This window comes from Streptomyces sp. NBC_00433, from assembly GCA_036015235.1.
Lineage (GTDB): Bacteria > Actinomycetota > Actinomycetes > Streptomycetales > Streptomycetaceae > Actinacidiphila.
Window position 1 is genome coordinate 8768674 of record CP107926.1, and the last position, 19052, is coordinate 8787725.

Consider the following 19052-nt stretch of genomic DNA (forward strand, 5'->3'; position numbering starts at 1 on the left):
CCCAGGCCGGGAGGCAGCATGGACTACCCGGAAACGTACGAGCTGGTGTTCCACGCCGCCGCGGTCGAGGACGACGCGGTGCTGGTCCACCGGACCGACCGGGCCGGCGCCGGCGGCTACCCCATCTACCAGGACGAGACCGGTATCGTCCGCGCCGAGATCAGTGCGGACGGCGAAGTCCGCATGGTCGCCAGCGGCGGCCACCAGACCCCCGACACCCCGCTCACCGTACGCTGCGTGCGGCCCTGACACCGGGCGAGCCCCGGCACACGCGCGCTGACCCCGGGCAGCCCCGGCTCAGCGCGCCGTGCCGGGGCTCGCGCCGTCGATCAGCACTGCGCGGTCCCGTGCGGCGACCACCGCGGCGGACAGGCTCTCGATGTCGTACGCCCCCTGGTGCCGCCGCCCGTTGATGAAGAAGGTCGGCGTGCCCGACACCCCGCTCAGGTCCGCCGACTCCACGTCGCGCTCGACCCGTGCCGCGCCCTTGCGGCCGCGCAGCGCCTCGTGGAAGGCGCCCACGTCCAGGGACAGGTCCTTGGCGTGCGCCAGCAGATCCTTGACCTGCAACTTGTCCTGGTGCTCGAAGAGCCGGTCGCGCATCGGCCAGAAGGCGTCCTGGAGCCCGGCGACCTCGGCGGCCTCCGCCGCGAGCTGGGCGTGCGGGTGCACATCGGTCAGCGGCAGATGCCGCCACACGTACCTGACGTCGCCGAAGTCCGCGAGCAGCTCGCGCACCACCGACTCGGCCTGCCCGCAGTAGGGGCACTCGAAGTCGCCGTACTCCACCACCGTCACCGGCGCGTCCATCGGCCCGCGCACATGGTCGTGCTCGGGATCCACCGGCTCGGCGAGGTCGACCACCGCCTGCGCGGTGCCCAGCAGCGCCCGCGCCTTGCGCTCCTTCGGCAGCCGGGAGGTCACCAGTGCCACCACCGAGGTGGTGAGCATCGCGAAGACCACCGCGCTGAGCACGCCGATCTTCGCCTGGTCCAGCTGCCGCCCGCCGAAGGCCAGTGTCGCGATCAGCAGCGACACGGTGAAGCCGATACCCGCGATGGTCCCGCCGCCGGCCACCGCCGCCCAGCCCACCGGCGGCCGCATCCGGCCGCCGCTCAGCCGGGTGGCGAGCGCCGTGGCCCCCACGATGCCGATCGGCTTGCCCAGCCCGTAGCCGAGCAGGATGCCCAGCGTGATCGGCGAGGTGAAGGCGCTGGACAGCAGCGACCCGTTGATCTCGATCCCGGCGTTGGCCAGCGCGAACAACGGCACGATCACATAGCTGGTCCACGGGTGGTAGAGCCGCTGCAAGCGGTCGTTGGGCGACAGCGCCGAGGCGATGCCCTGCCGGGCCTCCCGCTCCAGGTCCGCCGTCGGCTGCTCCCGGAAGGACCGGAAGAGGCCGCTGGCCCGCTCCAGCGCGTCCCGCGGCGCCGGGTAGGCGTAGGACATCAGGCCCATGATCAGACCCACCACCACCGGGTCCACCCCGGACTGCAGGAAGGCCGCCCAGGCGACGATCGCCAGCACCGCGTAGACAGGACCGCGCCGCATCCCCGTCCTGCGTGCGAGGCCCGCCACCACCAGCACTCCGACACCGATCAGCAGCGGCGTCCACGACAGGTGCTCGCTGTAGGCCACCGCGATCACCGCGAGCGCCAGGAAGTCGTCCACCACGGCCACGGTGAGGATGAAGGTGTGCAGCCGGCGCGGGAAACGCGACCCGAGCAGCGCCAGCATGCCCAGCGCGAACGCGGTGTCGGTGGACATCGCGGCACCCCAGCCGTGCCCGGACGACCGGCCGGAGTTCACCGCCAGGTAGATCGCCACCGGGACGATCATGCCGCTGATCCCGGCCAGCAGCGGCAGCGGGATCCGCCGCCGGTCCCGCAGCTCCCCCATGTCGAACTCGCGCCGCGCCTCAAGCCCCACGACCAGGAAGAACAGCGACATCAGCCCGCTGTTCACCCATTCCCGCAGGTCCATGTCGATGGCGTGCGACCCCAGCCGCACCGACAGATGCGTGTCCCACACCGACGCGTAGCTGCCCGGTGCGATGTTCACCCACGCGAGCGCGGCCAGTGTCGCGCCGAGCAGCACCGCCGCACTGCCGGTCTCGGTGCGGATGTACGCCCACGGCGACGAGACACCTGAGCTGTCCCGCTCGGTCCGACCCGTCAAGGGCGTGCTAAAGCCCCGGAACATCCAGCCTCCCGCAGTTCATGTATGCCACACCCTGGCACGAGCCGGCCCCCTGTGGCGTGCCGACCCGGTAGGTGGACTCTGCCGTGCCTGCCCGCTGCCCCCCGCGCGACACCCGGCTGAACCCCGACCGGACGGCGTACGAACAAGGTGGTGACCGCAGGCATCCGCGGACCGGCCCAGGTGGGAGGATGGTCGCGGCCGGACATTTGGACGACGACGAGGGGCGGCCGGTGGTGGCGCGGGACGATGCCGTGATCGGCTGTACCGGGGAGCTGCTGGTCGGCACCCGCGGCGGCCAAGGGCCCGGAGAGGTCCTGGTGCGGATCAGGGGCGGCACCGAGGCCTTCCTCGCCTGGTCCGACGATCCGCTGCCGAAGGGCGCCACGGTGCTCGTGGTGGATTCCCGCGGCACGCGCCAGGTCGACGTGATCGAGTGGGCCGACCCGCTGGACGCCCCGGCCGGCTGAGCCGCGCAGACGAAGGAGAGTCAAGGATGTTCGGTTATCGCGTACCCGCACCCGACGAGGCGATGCTGATCTCGGGCGGTCGCCGCGGGCTGGGCGGTGCGCCCTTCCGAGTGGTCACCGGGCACGGCAAGTTCGTCCTGCCGGTCTTCCGCAAGACCCGGTTCCTGACCCTGGCGATGTGCGAGTCCGAGGTCGCCGAGACCTGCGTGACCCGGCAGGGCATCGCACTGACGGTGAAGGCCGTCATCGCCTTCAAGGTCGGCAACGACCACGAGAGCATCGTCAACGCCGGGCAGCGCTTCCTGTCCGACCAGGACCAGATGTCGATCCTCACCGGCCGCATCTTCGCCGGCCACCTGCGGTCCATCATCGGCTCGATGACCGTCGAGGAGATCGTCACCGAGCGGCAGAAGCTCGCCACCGAGGTGCTGGAGACCTCCAAGACGGAGATGGCCAAGATCGGCCTGACCGTCGACTCGCTGCAGATCCAGTCCATCGACGACGGCGAGACCGGCTACATCGAAGCGATGTCCGCCCCGCACAAGGCCGCCATCCAGCGGCAGGCGCAGATCGCCCAGGCCCAGGCCACCCAGGCGTCCGTGGAGGCCCAGCAGGTCGCGGCCCGCAACCAGGCCGAATACGCCCGGCAGACCGCCGTGGTGCAGGCCGAATACAGCGCCCAGGTGGACCGCGCCCAGGCGCAGGCCGCCCAGGCGGGCCCGCTCGCCCAGGCCCACGCCCAGCAGGAGGTCCTCGCCGCGCAGACCGAGCTGGCGCTGCGGGCCGCCGAGCTGCGCCAGCAGCAGCTGGTCGCCGAGATCGTCAAACCCGCCGAGGCGGAGGCCGAGCGGATCAGGGTGCTGGCCGTCGCCGACGCCGAGCGGATGCGGATCCAGGCCGCCGCGGCCGCCTCCCACGACCGGGTCGCCCTGGACCGGATGCTCATCGACCAGCTCCCGCAGATCGTCAAGGAGGCCGCCGCCGGCCTGTCCGGTGCGCACGTCAACGTCCTCAACGGCGCCGACGGCCTCAGCGAGATCGCCGCCGGCCTGGTCAGCCAGGGACTGACCATCCTGGACTCGGTCCGCAAGAACCTGGGCCCCGACGGCTCCCCGGCCGCCGCGCCGTCCAGCGCCGTCGAGGTCCGCGGCCGCGGCAAGGACGGCCAGGTCGGCATCGACTGACGCCGCCCGCACCACCGCGGCGGCGCCGCCGAGCCCCCCCGGGCCCGGCGGCGCCGCCGTGTACGGGCCGGGGCCGCGCCACCCCGCGAAGTGGCGCCCCCGCACCACCGGCCGCACAGTGGAACGAGAGGGCCGAACCCCGAGTCCGCGCAGGACGCCCGCCCGCCGGGCGTCCGCCCGCGCCAGGCCCGAGAGGTACCGCCGTGCGACCGAACGGGCCGGCAGGTACGACGATCCACCCTTCCCAGCTAAGGGGTATCCCATGGCGAACGAGAACGAGTCCAGGTCCGTCTCCAGCCGCCGCAGCGACATCGCCGGCAAGACCACCATCGCCGACTCCGTGGTGGCGGTCATCGCCGGCATCGCCGCCCGTGAGGTCGACGGCGTCCACACCATGGGCGGCGGCGCCTCCCGCGCGGTGGGGGCCGTACGCGACACGATGTCGCGCTCCACGGACTTCACCCGCGGTGTGAAGGTCGAGGTCGGCGAGAAGCAGGCCGCCGTCGACCTGGACATCGTCGTCCTCTACGGCACCGAGATAGCCGACGCCGCCGCCCAGATCCGCTCCCACGTCGCGAACGCGGTGGAGCGCATGACCGGCCTCGAAGTCGTCGAGATCAACGTCAACGTCCGCGACGTCTACGTCCCCGGCGAGGACAACGACGACGAGTCCGAGTCCCGCGTCCGCTGACCCGCGACCGGCTGCCGCCCGTACCCCTGAGGACACACGCCGCGTCACCGGTCCGCCGCCGGTGACGCGGCGGCAGGTTCGACTGCACCGGCCCGGCACCGGGATCTCCCGCCGGTCCCGGTGGCCGGGCGCCCGCCTGGGGAACGCCCTTGACTCTCGCCCTGCCCGAGACTCCACCCTGAACCCCGTGGACACCAACGACCTGCTGCCAATAGGGCAGTTCGCCCAGGCCACCGGCTTGTCGGTGACAACCCTGCGGCACTACGACACCACCGGCGTGCTGCCACCCGCGGCCACCGACCCCGGCACCGGCTACCGCTACTACGCCCGCGACCAGGTCGGCCGCGCCCAACTGGTCCGAGCCCTGCGCCAACTCGACGTCCCCGTCGAGCAGATCCGCACCCTGCTCGACCGCCACGCCGCCGGCGCCGACATCGTCCCCGACCTCGACGCCCGCGTCGGCGCCGCCGCCCGCCGGGTCGGCGACCAGCACGTCATCCTGCGCGGCCTGGCCGCGGCCCTCACCGATGGAGCCGCCATGACCCCCGACATCACCCTCGTCCGCCGAGGCCCGATCCACGCCCTGGCCTACCGCGGCACCATCGGCGCTGCCGGCCTCGACACCTTCGCCCGGTCCGCCTACCGCGCGCTCTACGCCGAAGCGGGCAAGGGCCCGCTCGCCCTGCCGGCACCGGCCTTCATCCGCTACCACGCACCCCTGACCGACGACGCCACGGCCGAGGTCGAGGCCTGCCTGCCGTACGCCCCGGACGCCACCCCGCCCGGCGAACCGTCCGACGGCATCCACCTCGTACAGCAGGACGAGACGGCCTTCGCCGGCACGGTGGTCGAAGGCGACGACGCCGCGTACCCCCGGATCATGTCGGCCTACGACGCCGTCGCCGCCTGGATCTCCGCCCACGGCTTCGCCTTCGACGGCCCGGCCCAGGAGATATACCACCGCTGGTGCGGCACCCCGGGGCACCCGCGCAACCGGCTCGAAGTCGGCTGGGCGGTCCGCGACACGCCGGCCTGACGCCCTGCCCAACGCCCCCCGACCCCGCCAGGGGCCGGGGGGCGCAACTCTGTCCGCCGCGAGGCTTCTACGTGATCCAGCCCGCCTCGTGGGCGATCCGGATCGCGTCGATGCGGTTGCGTGCCGAGAGTTTGGTGACGCTGGTGGTGAGGTAATTGCGGACGGTGCCGGGGGAGAGGCACATGATGTCGGATATCTCATGCGGCTCGGCCCCGGTCGCGGCCATGCGCAGGACATTGAGTTCGCGGTCGGTGAGGGGACACTCCCCGGCGTCCCAGGCGGCGAGGGCGAGTTCGGGGTCGATGGTGCGCTGGCCGGCCGCGACCCGGCGGATGGTCTCGGCGAGCTGGTGCGGCGGGGCGTCCTTCAGGAGGAAGCCGGTGACGCGGGCGTCGAGTGCGCGGCGCAGGGTCCCGGGCCGGCCCAGGCTGGTGAGGATGAGGCATCGGCAGGTGGGCAGCTTCTCGTTGAGCAGGGTGACGGCCGTGAGGCCGTCGAGCCCGGGCAGGTCGATGTCGATGACGGCGACATCGGGTGTGTGGAGGAGCGCGGTGTCGAGGATCTCGTCACCGCGGCCGACGTCGGCGACGATGCTGAGATCGTCCTCGAGTTCGAGAAGGGCGACGAGTGCCCCGCGGACCATCTGTACGTCTTCGGCTAATAGGATCTTGAGTTTCCTCATGCCGCCCCCATAGATCGACAGTTGTTCCGGTCAGATGCTTAGCTGACGGGCTGCTCGGGCGATCTCCGCAAGCAGCTCCTGGGCCGTGCCGCAGGTCCGGCGCCGGCAGGTCGGTCAGCCGCCGGGCGCCGTGCGTTGTCGAGCAGGGCCGAGACGACCAGGTGGAACCGGCCGTCGTCGACCATCTCCATACGGATCGAGCCGCCGGTGTCGACGGCGGCCGGCAGCGCCCGCGCGGAGGCGGTCTCCGTCGCCGGCGACCTGACACGGTAACCCCGTGCGAGGGAACGGATGTCGGACATCGCCTCCCGTGAGATGCCCAGGAGCGACAGGCGCGTCGTACCGTGGACGGCCGAGCCGGCGAGGAAGGTCGCCCCGGTGCGCCCGGCGGCGGTCCGCCAGGTCGCGTGGGTGCGCGGGCAGTTGGGGCGGACCAGCGCGGCGGGGACCGGGGACAGCGCCCAAGCGGTGGTGCCGGCGAACAGCAGCAGGCAGGATCCGGCCCGGAACCCCGCATCCGCCCCCCAACTATGTCCGAAAAAAGCGCACGGCAGGACGACGCACAGCCCTTGCGCGGACAGCGTCGCGACCCGGTGCGTGCGTGGCGGGTGCGGTGCGTCCGGTGCGGTGCGCAGATACCCGGTGGTGAACACGCCGGCAACGAAAAGGGCCTCGACGCTGAAGTCGAGGCCCCACGGCCGCCGCCCCGGGCAGGCGCTGAGCAGGGCGATGAGCAGGTAGCAGGCGAGCATCATCGACATGATCGAGCGGACCGGGTGGGTGAGCGGCGTTCCCAGAGGTCCGCTCCGGCCATGTGCGGGGTCGCCGTCAGGATCGGCTGCGATGACCACCACAAACCTCCGGGGAGCGAGTGAATCGGACTCGGAAGTGGAGCGACCCGTAGCCGGACGACGGGTCTTGGACCGGGGCTTCTCGCTGATCTGGTACGACAACAGGTCCGGCTCCCGGCCGTGCGGGCTACGGACACCGGGCCCCGGCCCGGGGCACGGCTGGGGCGCAGATGGTGGCCCGGGCAGACGGGGCGGCCGGCGGGACACAGGTGGCACACGAGCGACCAGTGCCGCGTCGCCCGCCCCCGCCGCTGTGGCGCGGCGGGCCGGGCTGCGGGCGATCGGCTCGCCCGCTGTCGCGGCCTTCCGGGACGACGGTTCTGTCGAGGTTCGATTCACCGCAGTATGCGTGAGCCGCCGGTCCAGCGGTAGTCGGGGTCTCACATGGCGGCGGTCGCCGGGACCGGTTCCGCGCCCCCCGCGGCGGGGCGGTCGCGTGCGACGAGGCAGGTCAGAATGCCGCGGCCCGACCGGCAGTGAACAGGCGCTAACCTGCGAGGAATTCCTCCTGGATTGCGGCGAACCCGTCCCACCGGGCGCGTCCGGGGCAGTGCGGGCGCCGCCGGTGGCGCCGGTGGCGGTGCCCGGGGAGCGCTGCCGGCGGCACTCCCCGCGGTGCTCCGGCGTACCGGACGCGGTCACCTCGCCCGTCCGGGCGCGGCCGGTGGTCCGATGGGCCGGCGGTGGCTGGTGGGCCCACCGGGATGAGGGTGATCAGGCCGTTGTGCCCTCCACGGATGGCGGGCGGGGCCGCACGGGTTTTGTTACGGCCGAAGTCGAGAAAAACCCTGTTATCACGATGCCGACGCAGTCCCCGGGTCTGCTAAACAGTGTCTCCTCTCGCCGCGGTGGCCGCCGAGCCTGATTTAGGGAGCAGCCATGACTACTGGCCCGATCCTCGATCCGCGGGTCCTCGGTAGAGCCGAGACGGCCCACCGGGCGCTGCTGGACGCCGTCCTGGGGGAGGCCGGCGCCTCGCACCAGCAGTGGATCGCACTCAACATCAGCACGCTGAGCCCGACACAACTGGACCGGGACCGGCTGGTCGCCCGGCTGGCGATCGCGACGAAGGTGGACCGGCATTCGGCCGCCGCCGTGGTCGGCGAACTGCTGGCGGCGGGACTGCTGGCGATCGTGCCCGGCGGGGGCTGCCCGGTCCGTGCCACCGCCGAGGGGCTGGAGTTCCAGCGCCGCATCCGGGGCGTGTTCGACGAGGCCATCACCCGGCTCTACCTCGGCATTCCGGCGGAGGACCTGACGGTCACCAGCCGCACCCTGGTGGAGATGACCGCCCGGATCGACGCCGAGCTGCTGGAGCGTCCGCCGGCCCGGCGCACCGGCTGGCGGGTCCCGCCGGCGGCACCCGGCGCAGCGGTGTGAGACCGGTTCCCGCGCACCGCCGGGGAGCGGGGATTGACGCCGGCTCAGGGCACGTGTCACGATAACGGCCAACGGCAGATTTGTGCCCCGATCCGAATCCGCCGTCCTCCTGAACAGCCCCGCACGATGCGGCCGGACCTGCGGTTCCGTGCGATGACGTAGTTCGGTAACCGGCGGCGCCTCCTGCGCCGCTTTTTTCGTGCCCCCGACTCCCGCCAGGTTCCCGCAGGCGTCGCCCGCGCGGCGCCACGCTGCTTCCGCGGCCGGGCCCTGCCCGTAGAGCGGCCTCCCCGCGCGGATCCGCCCGGCCGCGGATTCCCCAGCCCCACCGCCGGCCCTGTCGCCGCTCCCGCGTATTGCCGCCCGCGGGCGGTGACGGGCCGGTCGATCGCGGTCCGGCCCGTCACTTCCCACCCGCGCCGCCGCCTGGTTCGTATCCGGATCGGGGCGGGCGGGTCTTTCCTGTCCTTCCTCCCGCTGAAGGGAAGTCGCTGTGAGCTCGATTGCTGGAACGTGGGATGTGACCGTGAAGTCCCCGGTGGGTGATCTGGCGGTGGTCTACACCTTCACCGATGCCGCCGGCCTGGTGGCGGGCACCGCCGCCAGTGACGCCGAGACGGTGTCGCTGGCGAATGTGGTCAGCAAGGAGACCCCGGAGGGCCGCCAGGTGACCTGGCGCCAGTCGGTGACCAAGCCCGCGAAGCTGAACCTCGAATTCGACGTCACCTTCGCCGGTGACACCCTGTCCGGCTATTCCAAGGTCAGCCGGCTGCTGCCGAAGATCGGCGTCACGGGATCGCGTCGGGCCTGACGGCTGCCGGCTGCTCGGACCGGGCGGCGGCCCTTGGCGGCCCCGGCCGCCGGAGCGTGGGCGAAGGCCCCGATCCCTTCGGGCGGCCCCTTCGAGCGACCTCTTTGAGCGATTCCTTCAAGTGATCCCTTCGATCGATCCCTTCAAGACAGGGCGGTATGGGCGTGGACACGGCGGACAGTGCGGTTGCAGACGTGGATACGGACGTTGTCGTGGTGGGTGCGGGTCCCGTCGGTCTGATGCTCGCTTGCGAGCTGCGGCTGGGCGGGGCACGGGTGATCGTCCTGGAGAGCCTGGTCTCACCGACCACCGAGTCGCGCGCGTCGACGCTGCACGCGCGGACGTTGGAGTTCTTCGATCAGCGCGGCCTGCTGGATCAGCTCGGCTCGCCGCCGGTCCAGTCGTCCGGGCACTTCGGCGGGATCCCGCTGGACTTCAGCGGGCTGCCGACCCGCTTCCCCGGGCAGTACAAGGTGCTGCAGGCGCGGGTGGAGGAAGTGCTGGCGCGGCGCGCGACCGACCTGGGCGCCGACATCCGGCGCGAGCACGAGGTGTGCGGCCTGGAGGCCGGCGCCGACGCGGTCCGGGTGCGTGCGCGGACCCCGGCCGGTCCGGTCGGGCTGGCGGCGCGCTACGTGGTCGGCTGTGACGGCGAAGACAGCACCGTGCGGGTGCTGGCCGGCATCGACTTCCCCGGCACGGCCGGTACGCACGAGCTGCTGCGCGCGGACATCACCGGCATCGAGATCGCGGATCGCCGGTTCGAGCGGCTGCCCGACGGTCTCGCGATCGCCTCGGGACTGCCGAACGGTGCCACGCGCGTGATGGTCTCGGCCTTCGGCCGCCCGGTCGTGTCGCGCATGGGGGCGCCGGAGTTCGACGAGATCTGCGCGGTCTGGCAGCAGGTCACCGGCGACGACATCGCGCACGGCACGCCGATCTGGCGCAACGCCTTCGACGACACCAGCCGGCTGGCCGGGCGCCTGCGCTCCGGCCGGGTCCTGCTGGCCGGCGACGCCGCGCACGTCCAGATGCCCTCCGGCGGCCAGGCGATCAACCTGGGTCTCCAGGACGCCGCGAACCTGGGCTGGAAGCTGGCGGCGGTGTCCACCGGCGCCGCGCCCGAGGAACTCCTGGAGACCTACCACGAGGAGCGGCACGAGGTCGCCCGCCGCGTGCTGGGCAACATCCGGGCCCAGGGAATGCTGCTGCTCGGCGGCCCCGAGGTCGACGCGACACGCACCGTGCTGCGCGAACTGATCGGCTACCGGGAGGTCAACGACCGACTGGCGGCGATGATCGCCGGCGTCGACGTCCGCTACGCCATCGGCGACGGCGCCGCTTCCGGCGAGGGCGCCGACCGGCAGCCTTCGCCGGCCGGTGCGGCGGTCCCGCACGCCGATCTGACCGTCACCAGCACCACCGCTGCTGCTGGTGCGCCCGGGACGGTCCCGGTGACCACGGCGGCGCTGCTGCGGTCGGGCCGGGGCGTACTGCTGGACCTGGCCGACTGCGCGGGTCGCCACGAGTGGCTGACCGGTCGTCTGGCGCCGTTCGCGGCGCGGGTCGACCTGGTGGCCGCCACCTTGCCGGCAGCTGATGTCGGTGGCCTTTTCGGCGGGTGGGAAACGCTGTTGGTGCGCCCGGACGGATATGTGGCGTGGGTGGGTGACCGCTATTCCGACCCCGGACCGGCCGTGGATTCCTGGTTCGGTTCCGCGGCGGGTGACGGGGTCGCTGGTTCGGTATCTGGTGTCGTTCCTGTTCGAGTCGGTTCTCTGTGAGGGGAGTTGTGTGATGGTGGGTGTTGGTGGGGTGCGGGTGTGTGATGTGTTTGTGTTGGGTTCGGGGTTGGCGGGGTCGACGGTTGCGACGGTGTTGGCGTCGCAGGGTGTGAGTGTGGTGTTGGTGGATGCGGGGTCGCATCCGCGGATGGCGATCGGTGAGTCGCAGACGCCGCAGTTGGCGGAGTGGTTGCATATTCTGGCGGAGCGGTATGGGGTGCCGGAGTTGGCGTCGTTGGCGAAGGTGGGGGTGACGAATCGTGTGGTGGGGCCTTCGCATGGGGTGAAGGTGCATTTTGGTTTTCAGCGGCATGTGGTGGGTGTGGAGCCGGATCCGGCGGAGTCGACGCAGTTCGCGATTCCGCGGGTGTTGGCGCAGAATTCGCATATGTTCCGGCAGGACACGGATTCGTGGATGTTCCATACGGCGGTGCGGTATGGGGTGGAGGTTCGTCAGCAGTGGCGGGCTGAGGATCTGGAGTTCGATGCGGATGGTGTGACGGTGACGGGGGCGAATGGTGAGGTGTTCCGGGCGAGGTATCTGATCGATGCTTCGGGGTTCCGTTCGTTGTTGGCGGAGAAGTTTGATCTGCGGGAGAAGCCGGCGCGGTTCAAGCATCATTCGCGGTCGTTGTTCAATCATTACATCGGGATCAAGCCGTACGATGATGTGGTGGATGTTCCGCGGGAGCATCGTCCGCCGATCAAGTGGCACAAGGGGACGATGCATCACATGATCGACCGGGGGTGGTTGTGGATCATCCCGTTCAACAACTACAAGAAGTCGAAGAATCCGTTGGTGAGTGTGGGTCTGCAGTTGGACGAGCGGGTGTATCCGAAGCCGGAGGGTGTGACGCCGCAGGAGGAGTTCGATTCGTTCCTGGAGAAGTATCCGGCGATCAAGCGGCAGTTCGAGGGTGCGCGGCCGGTGCGTGAGTGGGTGTCGACGGGGCGGTTGCAGTATTCGTCGCGGAAGTCGGTGGGTTACCGGTGGTGTTTGATGTCGCATGCGGCGGGGTTCATCGACCCGTTGTTCTCGCGTGGGCTGTCGAACACGATGGAGGTCGTGGACGCTCTGGCGTCGCGGGTGTTGCAGGCGTTGAAGGACGATGACTTCTCCGAGGAGCGGTTCGAGTATGTGGAGAAGCTCGAGGCGGGTCTGCTGGACTTCAACGACGATCTGGTGAACAGTGCGTTGATCTCGTTCTCGCACTTCCGGTTGTGGAATGCGGTGTTCCGGGTGTGGGGGTGTTTCATCACTCCGGGTGTGATGCGGTTGACCGGTGCGCGGCTGCGGTATGTGGTGGACGGGGACAACAAGCATTTCCAGGCGTTGGAGAAGACGGAGAATCCGGGGTTGTGGTGGCCGGAGAGTACGACGTTCCAGCGTATTCTCGAGGTGACGGCGGAGACGTGTGAGAAGTACGAGGTCGGTGAGCTGACCGGTGACGAGGCTGCGGACATCATCTTGAAGGTGGTGCAGGACAGCCCGGAGGTGAATCCGACGTTCGGGTGGAAGGATCCGGCGACGCGGTTCGTCGCGCCGAACACGCTGCATGTGGCGCGGTTCGTGCGGTGGGGGTTGTTCTCGGCGGGTCCGGATATGCGGAAGCTGACCCGTTTCGTGGTGTCCGGCGGGGTCAAGGCCGGTCCGCGTGCGCGGAAGCTGCTCTAGTGGTGTCCGGGGCGGGGCCGGGCGCTTCCGCGGCCGGCGCTCCCGCGTCCGCTCCCGCGTCGGCCTCCGCGCCGGCGCCGGCGGGGGCGTCCGTGCCGGTGGGTGCGGGTGTGGGTGCGGACGGGGTGGTCGAGGCGGCGCATCATGTGTTTCCCGCGGACGGGCGGTCGTTGCGGCGGGTGTGCGGGATGTTCGTCACGGGGGTGACGGTGATCTCGGCGGGTGAGGGCGAGGACGGTGACGGGACGACGGTGAACTCGTTCACGTCGGTGTCGTTGGATCCGCCGCTGGTGTTGTTCTGTATCCATCGTGAGTCGCGGCTGCGCGGGGAGTTGACGCGTGGCGGGCGGTTCGCGGTGAATCTGCTGGCGCGTCGTCATGAGCAGTTGGCGCAGGTCTTCGCAGGGAGGCAGGCGCCGGCTGCGGGGCGGGTGTTCTCGGCGTGGAGTGCGCGGGGGGTGCCGGTGCTGGGTGAGTCGCTGGCGTATATGGATTGTGATGTCCGTGCGGAGTATCCGGGCGGTGATCACATGATCGTGGTGGGCGAGGTCGTGGAGTTGGGTGTGCACCGGCGCCGGCAGGAGCCGCTGACGTTCTTCGAGGGGTCTTTCGGCCGCTTGGAGGAGGAGTTGCGCGCGGCGTACGCCAGGTGGGACGGCTGACCCACCCCCACCCGACCCCCCCGGCCCGACCCCCCCGGCCCGACCCCCCCGGCCCCGACCCCCCCGGTCCCCGGCCCGGGGTGCTCCCGGGCCGCCGGGTTCCCGGGGTGTCCCTCGCCGGGTGCCCCGGCCCTTCGGGGCGGGGTGCGCGCCCGTTCCCGGGTTCCCGGCCCTCGGGGCGGGGTTCCGCCCGGTTCGCGGGGCGCCCGCCCCGGGCCCCGTTCGCCGGGGCCCTGGGCCGTAGGCTGGGCCCGGGGCGGTGCCGACTGAGCGTCGCGGTGCCCGCTGGGACCTGGCGGGTGCCTGCCGGGTCCTGGCGGGTGCCTGCCGGGTCCTGGCGGGTGCCTGCCGGGTCCTGGCGGTGTCGGCCGGGTCCTGGTGGTTTCTGCGGGCTGGCGGTGGCTGCCGTGTCTTGGTGCTGCCGGCCGTTTCGTGATGTCCACCGGAACCTGGTGGTGCCCGCGGTGGGCGGTGCGTGCCGGGGTGTGGTGGTGCCGGGTGAGCGTGTCGGTGCCGACTGAGCGTCGCGGTGCCCGCTGGGTCCTGGCGGGTGCCTGCCGGGTCCTGGCGGTGTCGGCCGGGTCCTGGTGGTTTCTGCGGGCTGGCGGTGTCGGCCGGGTGCTGGTGCTTCTTGCGGGCTGCCGTGTGGCTGTTGCGGTGTTGCCGTGCTCGTCCGGGGTGTCGCGGTGCTCGCAGTGTGGGGTTGCGGGCCGGGCCGGGCCGGGCCGGGGCGGGGCGTGGCGTGGTGTTGGGCGCTGTGGTGTGGCGGGTGTGTGTCGTGGCGTCTGGCGGGGCCGGCCGGTGGTGCGTGTCGCGGCCTGTGGGGCTTTGCGAGGCGTGTGGGAGCCTGGCGCGTGTCGTGGTGCCGGCCGAGTGGCCTGGTGGTACGTGCTGAGCCTGGCGGTGGTGTCTGGCGGGTCCTGGTGTTGGTTGCCCTGCAACCTGGCGTGTGCCCGCTGAAGCCGGTGGTATCCGCAGGTTCGCGATGTCTGCCGGAACCTGCCGGAACCTGCCGGTGTCGGGGTGTCTGCCGGAGTCTGTTGTCCGGTGTGTGTGGCTGTTGTGGCTGTTGTGGTGTTGCCGTGCTCGTCGGGGTGTTGCGGTGTGTGTGGCGTGGCGTGGCGGTGCGGGGGTGGTGTCGGTCGGGGTGGGTTCGCTTGTGGTGGGGTTGCTGGGTGTCTGGCTGCCGGTCCGGCTGTCTGGCCGGCTGGTGTGGTGGTTGTTCGGTGTGGTCTTGTGGGTTGGGTCCCTTGGGGGTTGTGGGGGGCTGACGTTTTGATGCCTGTGCGTTCTGCCCGGGGGTTGTGGGGTGGGGGTGGGGGTGTCTTCGGGTGAGGAGTACCCCTGTTATGACTTTGGGTCGTGGTTGGGCGCGGTTCAACAAGGCGTTGGGTAATCGTGTCGCGGGTCCGTTGTTCGGGCGGATGCCGGGTTTTGGGCTGGTGGTGCATCGGGGGCGGGTGTCGGGGCGGGAGTACCGGACGCCGGTGAAGGTTTTCCGGCATCAGGGTGCGTATGTGGTGACGTTGCCGTACGGGTCGGGGACGGACTGGGTCAAGAACGTGCGGGCGGCGGGTGGTTGCGAGTTGGTGGTGCGTCGCCGCCGGGTGGCTCTGGTGGATCCGGTGCTGGCGGCTGATGACGGGACGGTGCGTATCCGGCGGAGTCTGCGGTTGGCGTTGAAGGTGCTGCGGGTCACGGAGTTCTTGACCCTGTCTCCGGCGCCGGCGGCCCCGGACGGCGCGGCGGGTTTTGAGGGTGGGGCGGGGCGTTCCCGCAGCGGGGACCCGACCGGGTCCCGGCGCTAGGGTCTGCCGTCCGGGTCTCCGCGGCGTCGCGGTGTCCGGCACGCGCGTCTTCCTCCTGCCTTCGGCGGGAGGTGGCCCCAGCGTTGTCGTCGGTCGACGACTCGCCCCGGCCCGAGGGCCGGGGGGTGCCCCCTCCGCGTCGCCTCCTTCCTCCGCCTTGCCGCCGCACGCACCGGACACCGCTCGTTCCTCCACGGAGATCCGAACGACAGGCCCTGGCCCGCGCCTCGGGGCCCCTCGGGGTTTCCCGGCCGGTTTCCCGGCCGGTTTCCCGGCCGGTTTCCCGGCCGGGTTCCCGGCGGGGGCCTGGGCGGTGGGCGGCCGATCCGGCCGTGCGGCTCGCGACCGGGCCCCGGCGCCAGCCCGCCCCCCTCGCGGCCCCGGGGGTTGCCGGACGGGGCTCCTGGCGGTGGGTGCGGCCTGCCCGGCCGGGGGTTCCCGGCGGGGTTGCCCTGGCGGTGGGTGCGGCCTGCCCGGCCGGGGGTTGCCTGACGGGGCTCCTGGCGGTGGGTGCGGCCTGCCCGGCCGGGGGTTCCCGGCGGGGTTGCCCTGGTGGGGGGTGTGGTTGTCCGGCCGTGGCCTGCCCGGCCGGGGGTTGCCTGACGGGGGTCCTGGCGGTGGGTGCGGGCTGTCCGCCGTGCGGGGGCTCCCGGTCGGGGTTGCCGGCCGGGGTTGTGCATGAGGTGGGCGATTGCGGTCGGCGGGTGTCCGGTTGCTGTGCCCGGGATGCGCGACCACCTCGGGTGTCGGCCAGGTCGCCTCTGCCCGGGGCGGTCGGTTGCTGTGCCGTGGGTTTCTGGCCGGGGTTGCTGCCCGGGGTTTCTGGTGGTGGGTGTGGTTCGTCTGGCCGTGGGTGTGGGCGGTGGGCGGGCGTTTTGTGGGTAAGGGCTGTCCCGCAATCCGCGGTGGGTCGGTGCGCGGTGCTGGTTGCCGTGTGTCGCTGCCGGGGTTTGCGGGGCAGCTCTTGGTCAAGGGTTTTTTCATGTGCAGGTAACCAGGGAAGGGAAGTTGTCATGCCGGCACTCGGCGGGATTCACCATGTGAAGTTCGCGGTCAGCGACATCCAGCGTTCGATCGACTGGTACGGCCGTGTCTTTGGTTTTGCCACGACGATGGAGTTCAAGGACGACGAGGGGATCGTCCGGGGTTCGGTGGGCAAGCTCACCGGTCTGGACAACACCCTGCTGGCGTTCCGTGAGAACAAGGAGCTGTCGGACTCGCTGTCCGGGTTCGACCCGGTCAGTTTCGCGGTCCAGGGCAAGGCCGAGGTGCAGTCCTGGGTCGATCACCTCAACGCGGAGGGTGTGGAGAACTCCGGTCTGCGGATCGCGGCGATCGGCTACATCGTGTTCTTCCACGACCCGGACGGCATCAAGCTGCACGTGTACTCCTTCGACACCCCCGCGCCGGACGAGATCGAGGCCTGAGAAGAGGCGGGGTGCCGCCCCGGCCCCGCCTCCTGCCCCCCTGTTGGGGGGCGTGGTGCGCGGGGCCGGGGGCGGGCCCCGGTTCGGGCGGCCGGCGGCGCGTATCCGGGGGCCGGTGCTCCGTGAAGGGGAGCCACCGCCACCGGACTTGCGGGCCGCCGGGCCGGGGCCCGCTCCGGGCCTGTCCGGTGGCCGGCAGACCCGGAGCGGGCAACAACCACCCGGCACCACCCGGCACCACCCGGCACCACCCGGCACCGCGCCCCGACCCCGGGGCACCCGGTGGCCGGGGTTGTGCACGAGGTGGGCGATTGCGGTCGGCGGGTGCCCGGTTGCTGTGCCCGGATGCGCGACCACCCCGGGTGCCGGCCCGGTCGCCTCTGCCCGGGGCGGTCGGTTGCTGTGCCGTGGGTCTGTCCGGGGTGGTCTGCCACCCCGATCGGACGCCCGGTCGCCCCTGCCCGGGGGTGGGCTACGGCCCCGAGACCTGTCCGGGTGCCGCGCCCCGGCCCCGGGTGGCTACCGCCGGTTGCCGCCCTCCAGTTCGGGGGGCCGAGTACCCAGTACCTGCTCGGGACGGCCCGCCCCGAGCGTCTACTCGGCTGTCCCACTGCGACCCCGGGGGGCCGATCGCCTCATCCGACCGCGGGGCGGGTGGCTGCCGCCGGCTGTCCGCCCTGTTCCGGGGCGGGTGACTGCCCCTGGCGGGGGTGTGGTTGTTGTGCCTGCCGGGTGACTGCCCGGTACGGCGGCCCGACTGCCGTGCGGTGTGTCCTTCTGCCAGGGGGTGGCCAACTGCGCCCGACGGTGGGCTGGTTGCCGCTTTTGCGGTGGCCAACTGCGCGGTGAGTTCACCCGGTTGCCGTGCCCTGCCCCGGTGGGGTGCGGCCTGCACCGCCCGGCCCGCACCGCCTGGCCCGTACCGCTTGGCCGGTACCGCGTGGCCTGTACCGCGTGGCCGGTACCGCTTGGCCGGTACCGCTTGGCCGGTACCGCGTGGCCGGTACCGCGTGGCCGGTACCGCGTGGCCGGTACCGCTCGGCCCGCACTGCCTGGTCGGCACCGCTTGGCCGGCGCTGCCCGGCCTGTACTGCGTGGCCGGCGCCGCTTGGCCCGCACTGCCTGGCCGGTACCGCTTGGTCGGCGCTGCTTAGCCGGTACCGCGTGGCCGGTACCGCTCGGCCCGTACCGCGTGGCCCGTACCGCTTGGCCCGCACTGCGTCGTCGGTACCGCTTGGTCGGCGCTGCCCGGCCTGTACCGCTTGGCCGGCGCTGCCTGGCCGGCGCTGCCCGGCCCGCATCGCCCGGTGCCCGGCCTGTACCGCGTGGCCCGTACCGCGTGGCCCGTACCGCTTGGCCCGCACTGCGTCGTCGGTACCGCTTGGCCGGCGCCGCCCGGCCCGCACCGCGTGGTCGGTACCGCGTGGCCTGTACCGCTCGGCCGGTACCGCTTGGTCGGCGCTGCGCGGCCCGCATCGCCCGGTGCGTGGCCGGTTGTTGCTTGGTGGGTGCTGTCTGGTGGGTGGTCCGGTGTGTGGGGGTGTTCGTCGGCCTGTCCGCGGGGCGGGGTGCGGGGTGTGGGGTGTGTCCTTGGTCTCCCGGTGGGGGTTTGTTATCCGTCTTGATCGTTAAGGGTTTGTGCTGTTCGGGGCGTCATTAGTTGTAGGCGTTGATGGTTGCCGTTGTATCCGGTAGCGTGGTGTGTGGAGAGAGGAGCTGGACATGACTGGCGGCGAGTACAAGCTGGACATGACGATGATGCTGACCATCCATGATGCGTTCCGGCGTGAGCTGGACCGTATTGCGAAGGTCGCTGAGGGTGTCAGCGATGACCCGCGGACGGTCATGCGGACCGCGTTGGGGTGGAAGCTGTTCAAGACGTATCTGGGTATCCACCACACCACCGAGGACGACACGGTGTGGGGTCTGATGGAGCAGCGGCTGGCCGGTGGTCAGGATATTGCGCTGCTGCACGCGATGGAGGCCGAGCACGCGCAGATCGATCCGCTGCTGGCGGGGATGGACGCGGCGCTGGTCGATGCCGAGAACGGTCCGGCGCGGCTGGGTGAGCTGGTCGCGGAGCTGAACACCTCGTTGCGCGGGCATCTGCAGCACGAGGAGGCCGAGGGGTTGGCCCTGGTCGATTCGACGCTGACGCAGGAGGAGTGGTCGCACTTCGCTGCGGTGCATCTGAAGAAGGTCGGCGAGGACGTGGGTACGTACATGCCCTGGCTGCTGGACGATGCCGCCGCGGACTGGGTCGAGACCGTGCTGGGCCGGCTTCCCGGTTGGGGCCGTACCAAGTACGAGGGTGAGTGGAAGGCCGCCTACGACCGGCTCTCTCTCTGGACGCCTGCAGCCGGCACCACCGGCTGATCTTCGAGCCCCC

At 71.6% G+C, this 19052-nt stretch carries 16 protein-coding genes; 13 read left to right on the top strand and 3 right to left on the bottom strand.

Going from position 1 to position 19052, the window contains the following annotated elements; genetic code table 11:
* The first annotated feature begins 18 nt into the window (after positions 1–18).
* A complete protein-coding gene (locus OG900_38060; protein ID WUH95403.1) occupies positions 19–249 on the top strand; it encodes a DUF6296 family protein in 231 nt (76 codons plus the stop codon).
* A 48-nt stretch (positions 250–297) separates the two neighbouring features.
* Here the strand turns inward: OG900_38060 and nhaA are convergent, their stop codons facing one another.
* A complete protein-coding gene (nhaA, locus tag OG900_38065; GenBank protein ID WUH95404.1) occupies positions 298–2181 on the bottom strand; it encodes a Na+/H+ antiporter NhaA in 1884 nt (627 codons plus the stop codon).
* 257 nt (positions 2182–2438) lie between these two features.
* On the opposite strand from nhaA, the gene OG900_38070 reads away from it, so the two are divergent.
* From OG900_38070 to OG900_38085, 4 genes are all read left to right on the top strand, one after another.
* The gene (locus OG900_38070; GenBank protein WUH96073.1) at positions 2439–2672 is read left to right on the top strand and encodes a hypothetical protein; all 234 of its coding nucleotides are present in this window, start codon (positions 2439–2441) and stop codon (positions 2670–2672) included.
* Between the two features lie 26 nt (positions 2673–2698).
* Entirely contained in the window at positions 2699–3856 is a 1158-nt protein-coding gene (locus tag OG900_38075; protein ID WUH95405.1) for an SPFH domain-containing protein, read from the top strand.
* Positions 3857–4118: 262 nt separating this feature from the next.
* Positions 4119–4547 carry an Asp23/Gls24 family envelope stress response protein gene (locus OG900_38080; GenBank protein ID WUH95406.1) on the top strand — a complete coding sequence of 143 codons (429 nt, stop codon included), beginning with the start codon at positions 4119–4121 and terminating at the stop codon, positions 4545–4547.
* A 187-nt stretch (positions 4548–4734) separates the two neighbouring features.
* Entirely contained in the window at positions 4735–5583 is an 849-nt protein-coding gene (locus OG900_38085; GenBank protein ID WUH95407.1) for a MerR family transcriptional regulator, read from the top strand.
* Positions 5584–5650: 67 nt separating this feature from the next.
* On the opposite strand, the gene OG900_38090 is transcribed toward OG900_38085, so the two are convergent.
* Both OG900_38090 and OG900_38095 read right to left on the bottom strand, forming a co-directional pair.
* Positions 5651–6265 (bottom strand): response regulator transcription factor, encoded by a 615-nt coding sequence (locus OG900_38090; GenBank protein WUH95408.1) that lies wholly within the window; start codon positions 6263–6265, stop codon positions 5651–5653.
* A gap of 38 nt (positions 6266–6303) precedes the next feature.
* Complete coding sequence (locus OG900_38095) at positions 6304–7119, bottom strand: hypothetical protein (protein WUH95409.1); 816 nt, start codon at positions 7117–7119, stop codon at positions 6304–6306.
* Positions 7120–7995: 876 nt separating this feature from the next.
* Here OG900_38095 and OG900_38100 point away from each other — a divergent pair.
* The 8 genes from OG900_38100 (at position 7996) to OG900_38135 (ending at position 19039) form a co-directional block, all read left to right on the top strand.
* Entirely contained in the window at positions 7996–8496 is a 501-nt protein-coding gene (locus OG900_38100) for a MarR family transcriptional regulator (GenBank protein ID WUH95410.1), read from the top strand.
* Between the two features lie 493 nt (positions 8497–8989).
* Positions 8990–9307: a hypothetical protein gene (locus tag OG900_38105; GenBank protein WUH95411.1), complete on the top strand. Its 318-nt coding sequence runs from the start codon at positions 8990–8992 to the stop codon at positions 9305–9307.
* A 194-nt stretch (positions 9308–9501) separates the two neighbouring features.
* A complete protein-coding gene (locus OG900_38110) occupies positions 9502–11091 on the top strand; it encodes an FAD-dependent monooxygenase (protein WUH95412.1) in 1590 nt (529 codons plus the stop codon).
* Positions 11092–11104: 13 nt separating this feature from the next.
* Positions 11105–12766 carry an NAD(P)/FAD-dependent oxidoreductase gene (locus OG900_38115; protein WUH96074.1) on the top strand — a complete coding sequence of 554 codons (1662 nt, stop codon included), beginning with the start codon at positions 11105–11107 and terminating at the stop codon, positions 12764–12766.
* 110 nt (positions 12767–12876) lie between these two features.
* Positions 12877–13428 carry a flavin reductase family protein gene (locus OG900_38120; protein WUH95413.1) on the top strand — a complete coding sequence of 184 codons (552 nt, stop codon included), beginning with the start codon at positions 12877–12879 and terminating at the stop codon, positions 13426–13428.
* A gap of 1349 nt (positions 13429–14777) precedes the next feature.
* Positions 14778–15236, top strand: coding sequence for a nitroreductase family deazaflavin-dependent oxidoreductase (locus OG900_38125; GenBank protein WUH95414.1), 459 nt, complete (start codon positions 14778–14780; stop codon positions 15234–15236).
* Between the two features lie 1013 nt (positions 15237–16249).
* Positions 16250–16663 carry a VOC family protein gene (locus OG900_38130; protein WUH95415.1) on the top strand — a complete coding sequence of 138 codons (414 nt, stop codon included), beginning with the start codon at positions 16250–16252 and terminating at the stop codon, positions 16661–16663.
* A gap of 1722 nt (positions 16664–18385) precedes the next feature.
* Positions 18386–19039: a hemerythrin domain-containing protein gene (locus OG900_38135; protein WUH95416.1), complete on the top strand. Its 654-nt coding sequence runs from the start codon at positions 18386–18388 to the stop codon at positions 19037–19039.
* Positions 19040–19052 lie beyond the last annotated feature (13 nt).

Bases quoted from the DNA above. Each gene is read 5' to 3' on its own strand.
- OG900_38125 (WUH95414.1), top strand. From the start codon at position 14,778: ATGACTTTGGGTCGTGGTTGGGCGCGGTTCAACAAGGCGTTGGGTAAT.
- OG900_38060 (WUH95403.1), top strand. From the start codon at position 19: ATGGACTACCCGGAAACGTACGAGCTGGTGTTCCACGCCGCCGCGGTC.
- OG900_38115 (WUH96074.1), top strand. From the start codon at position 11,105: ATGGTGGGTGTTGGTGGGGTGCGGGTGTGTGATGTGTTTGTGTTGGGT.
- OG900_38080 (WUH95406.1), top strand. From the start codon at position 4,119: ATGGCGAACGAGAACGAGTCCAGGTCCGTCTCCAGCCGCCGCAGCGAC.
- OG900_38075 (WUH95405.1), top strand. From the start codon at position 2,699: ATGTTCGGTTATCGCGTACCCGCACCCGACGAGGCGATGCTGATCTCG.
- OG900_38100 (WUH95410.1), top strand. From the start codon at position 7,996: ATGACTACTGGCCCGATCCTCGATCCGCGGGTCCTCGGTAGAGCCGAG.
- OG900_38130 (WUH95415.1), top strand. From the start codon at position 16,250: ATGCCGGCACTCGGCGGGATTCACCATGTGAAGTTCGCGGTCAGCGAC.
- OG900_38090 (WUH95408.1), bottom strand. From the start codon at position 6,265: ATGAGGAAACTCAAGATCCTATTAGCCGAAGACGTACAGATGGTCCGC.
- OG900_38135 (WUH95416.1), top strand. From the start codon at position 18,386: ATGACTGGCGGCGAGTACAAGCTGGACATGACGATGATGCTGACCATC.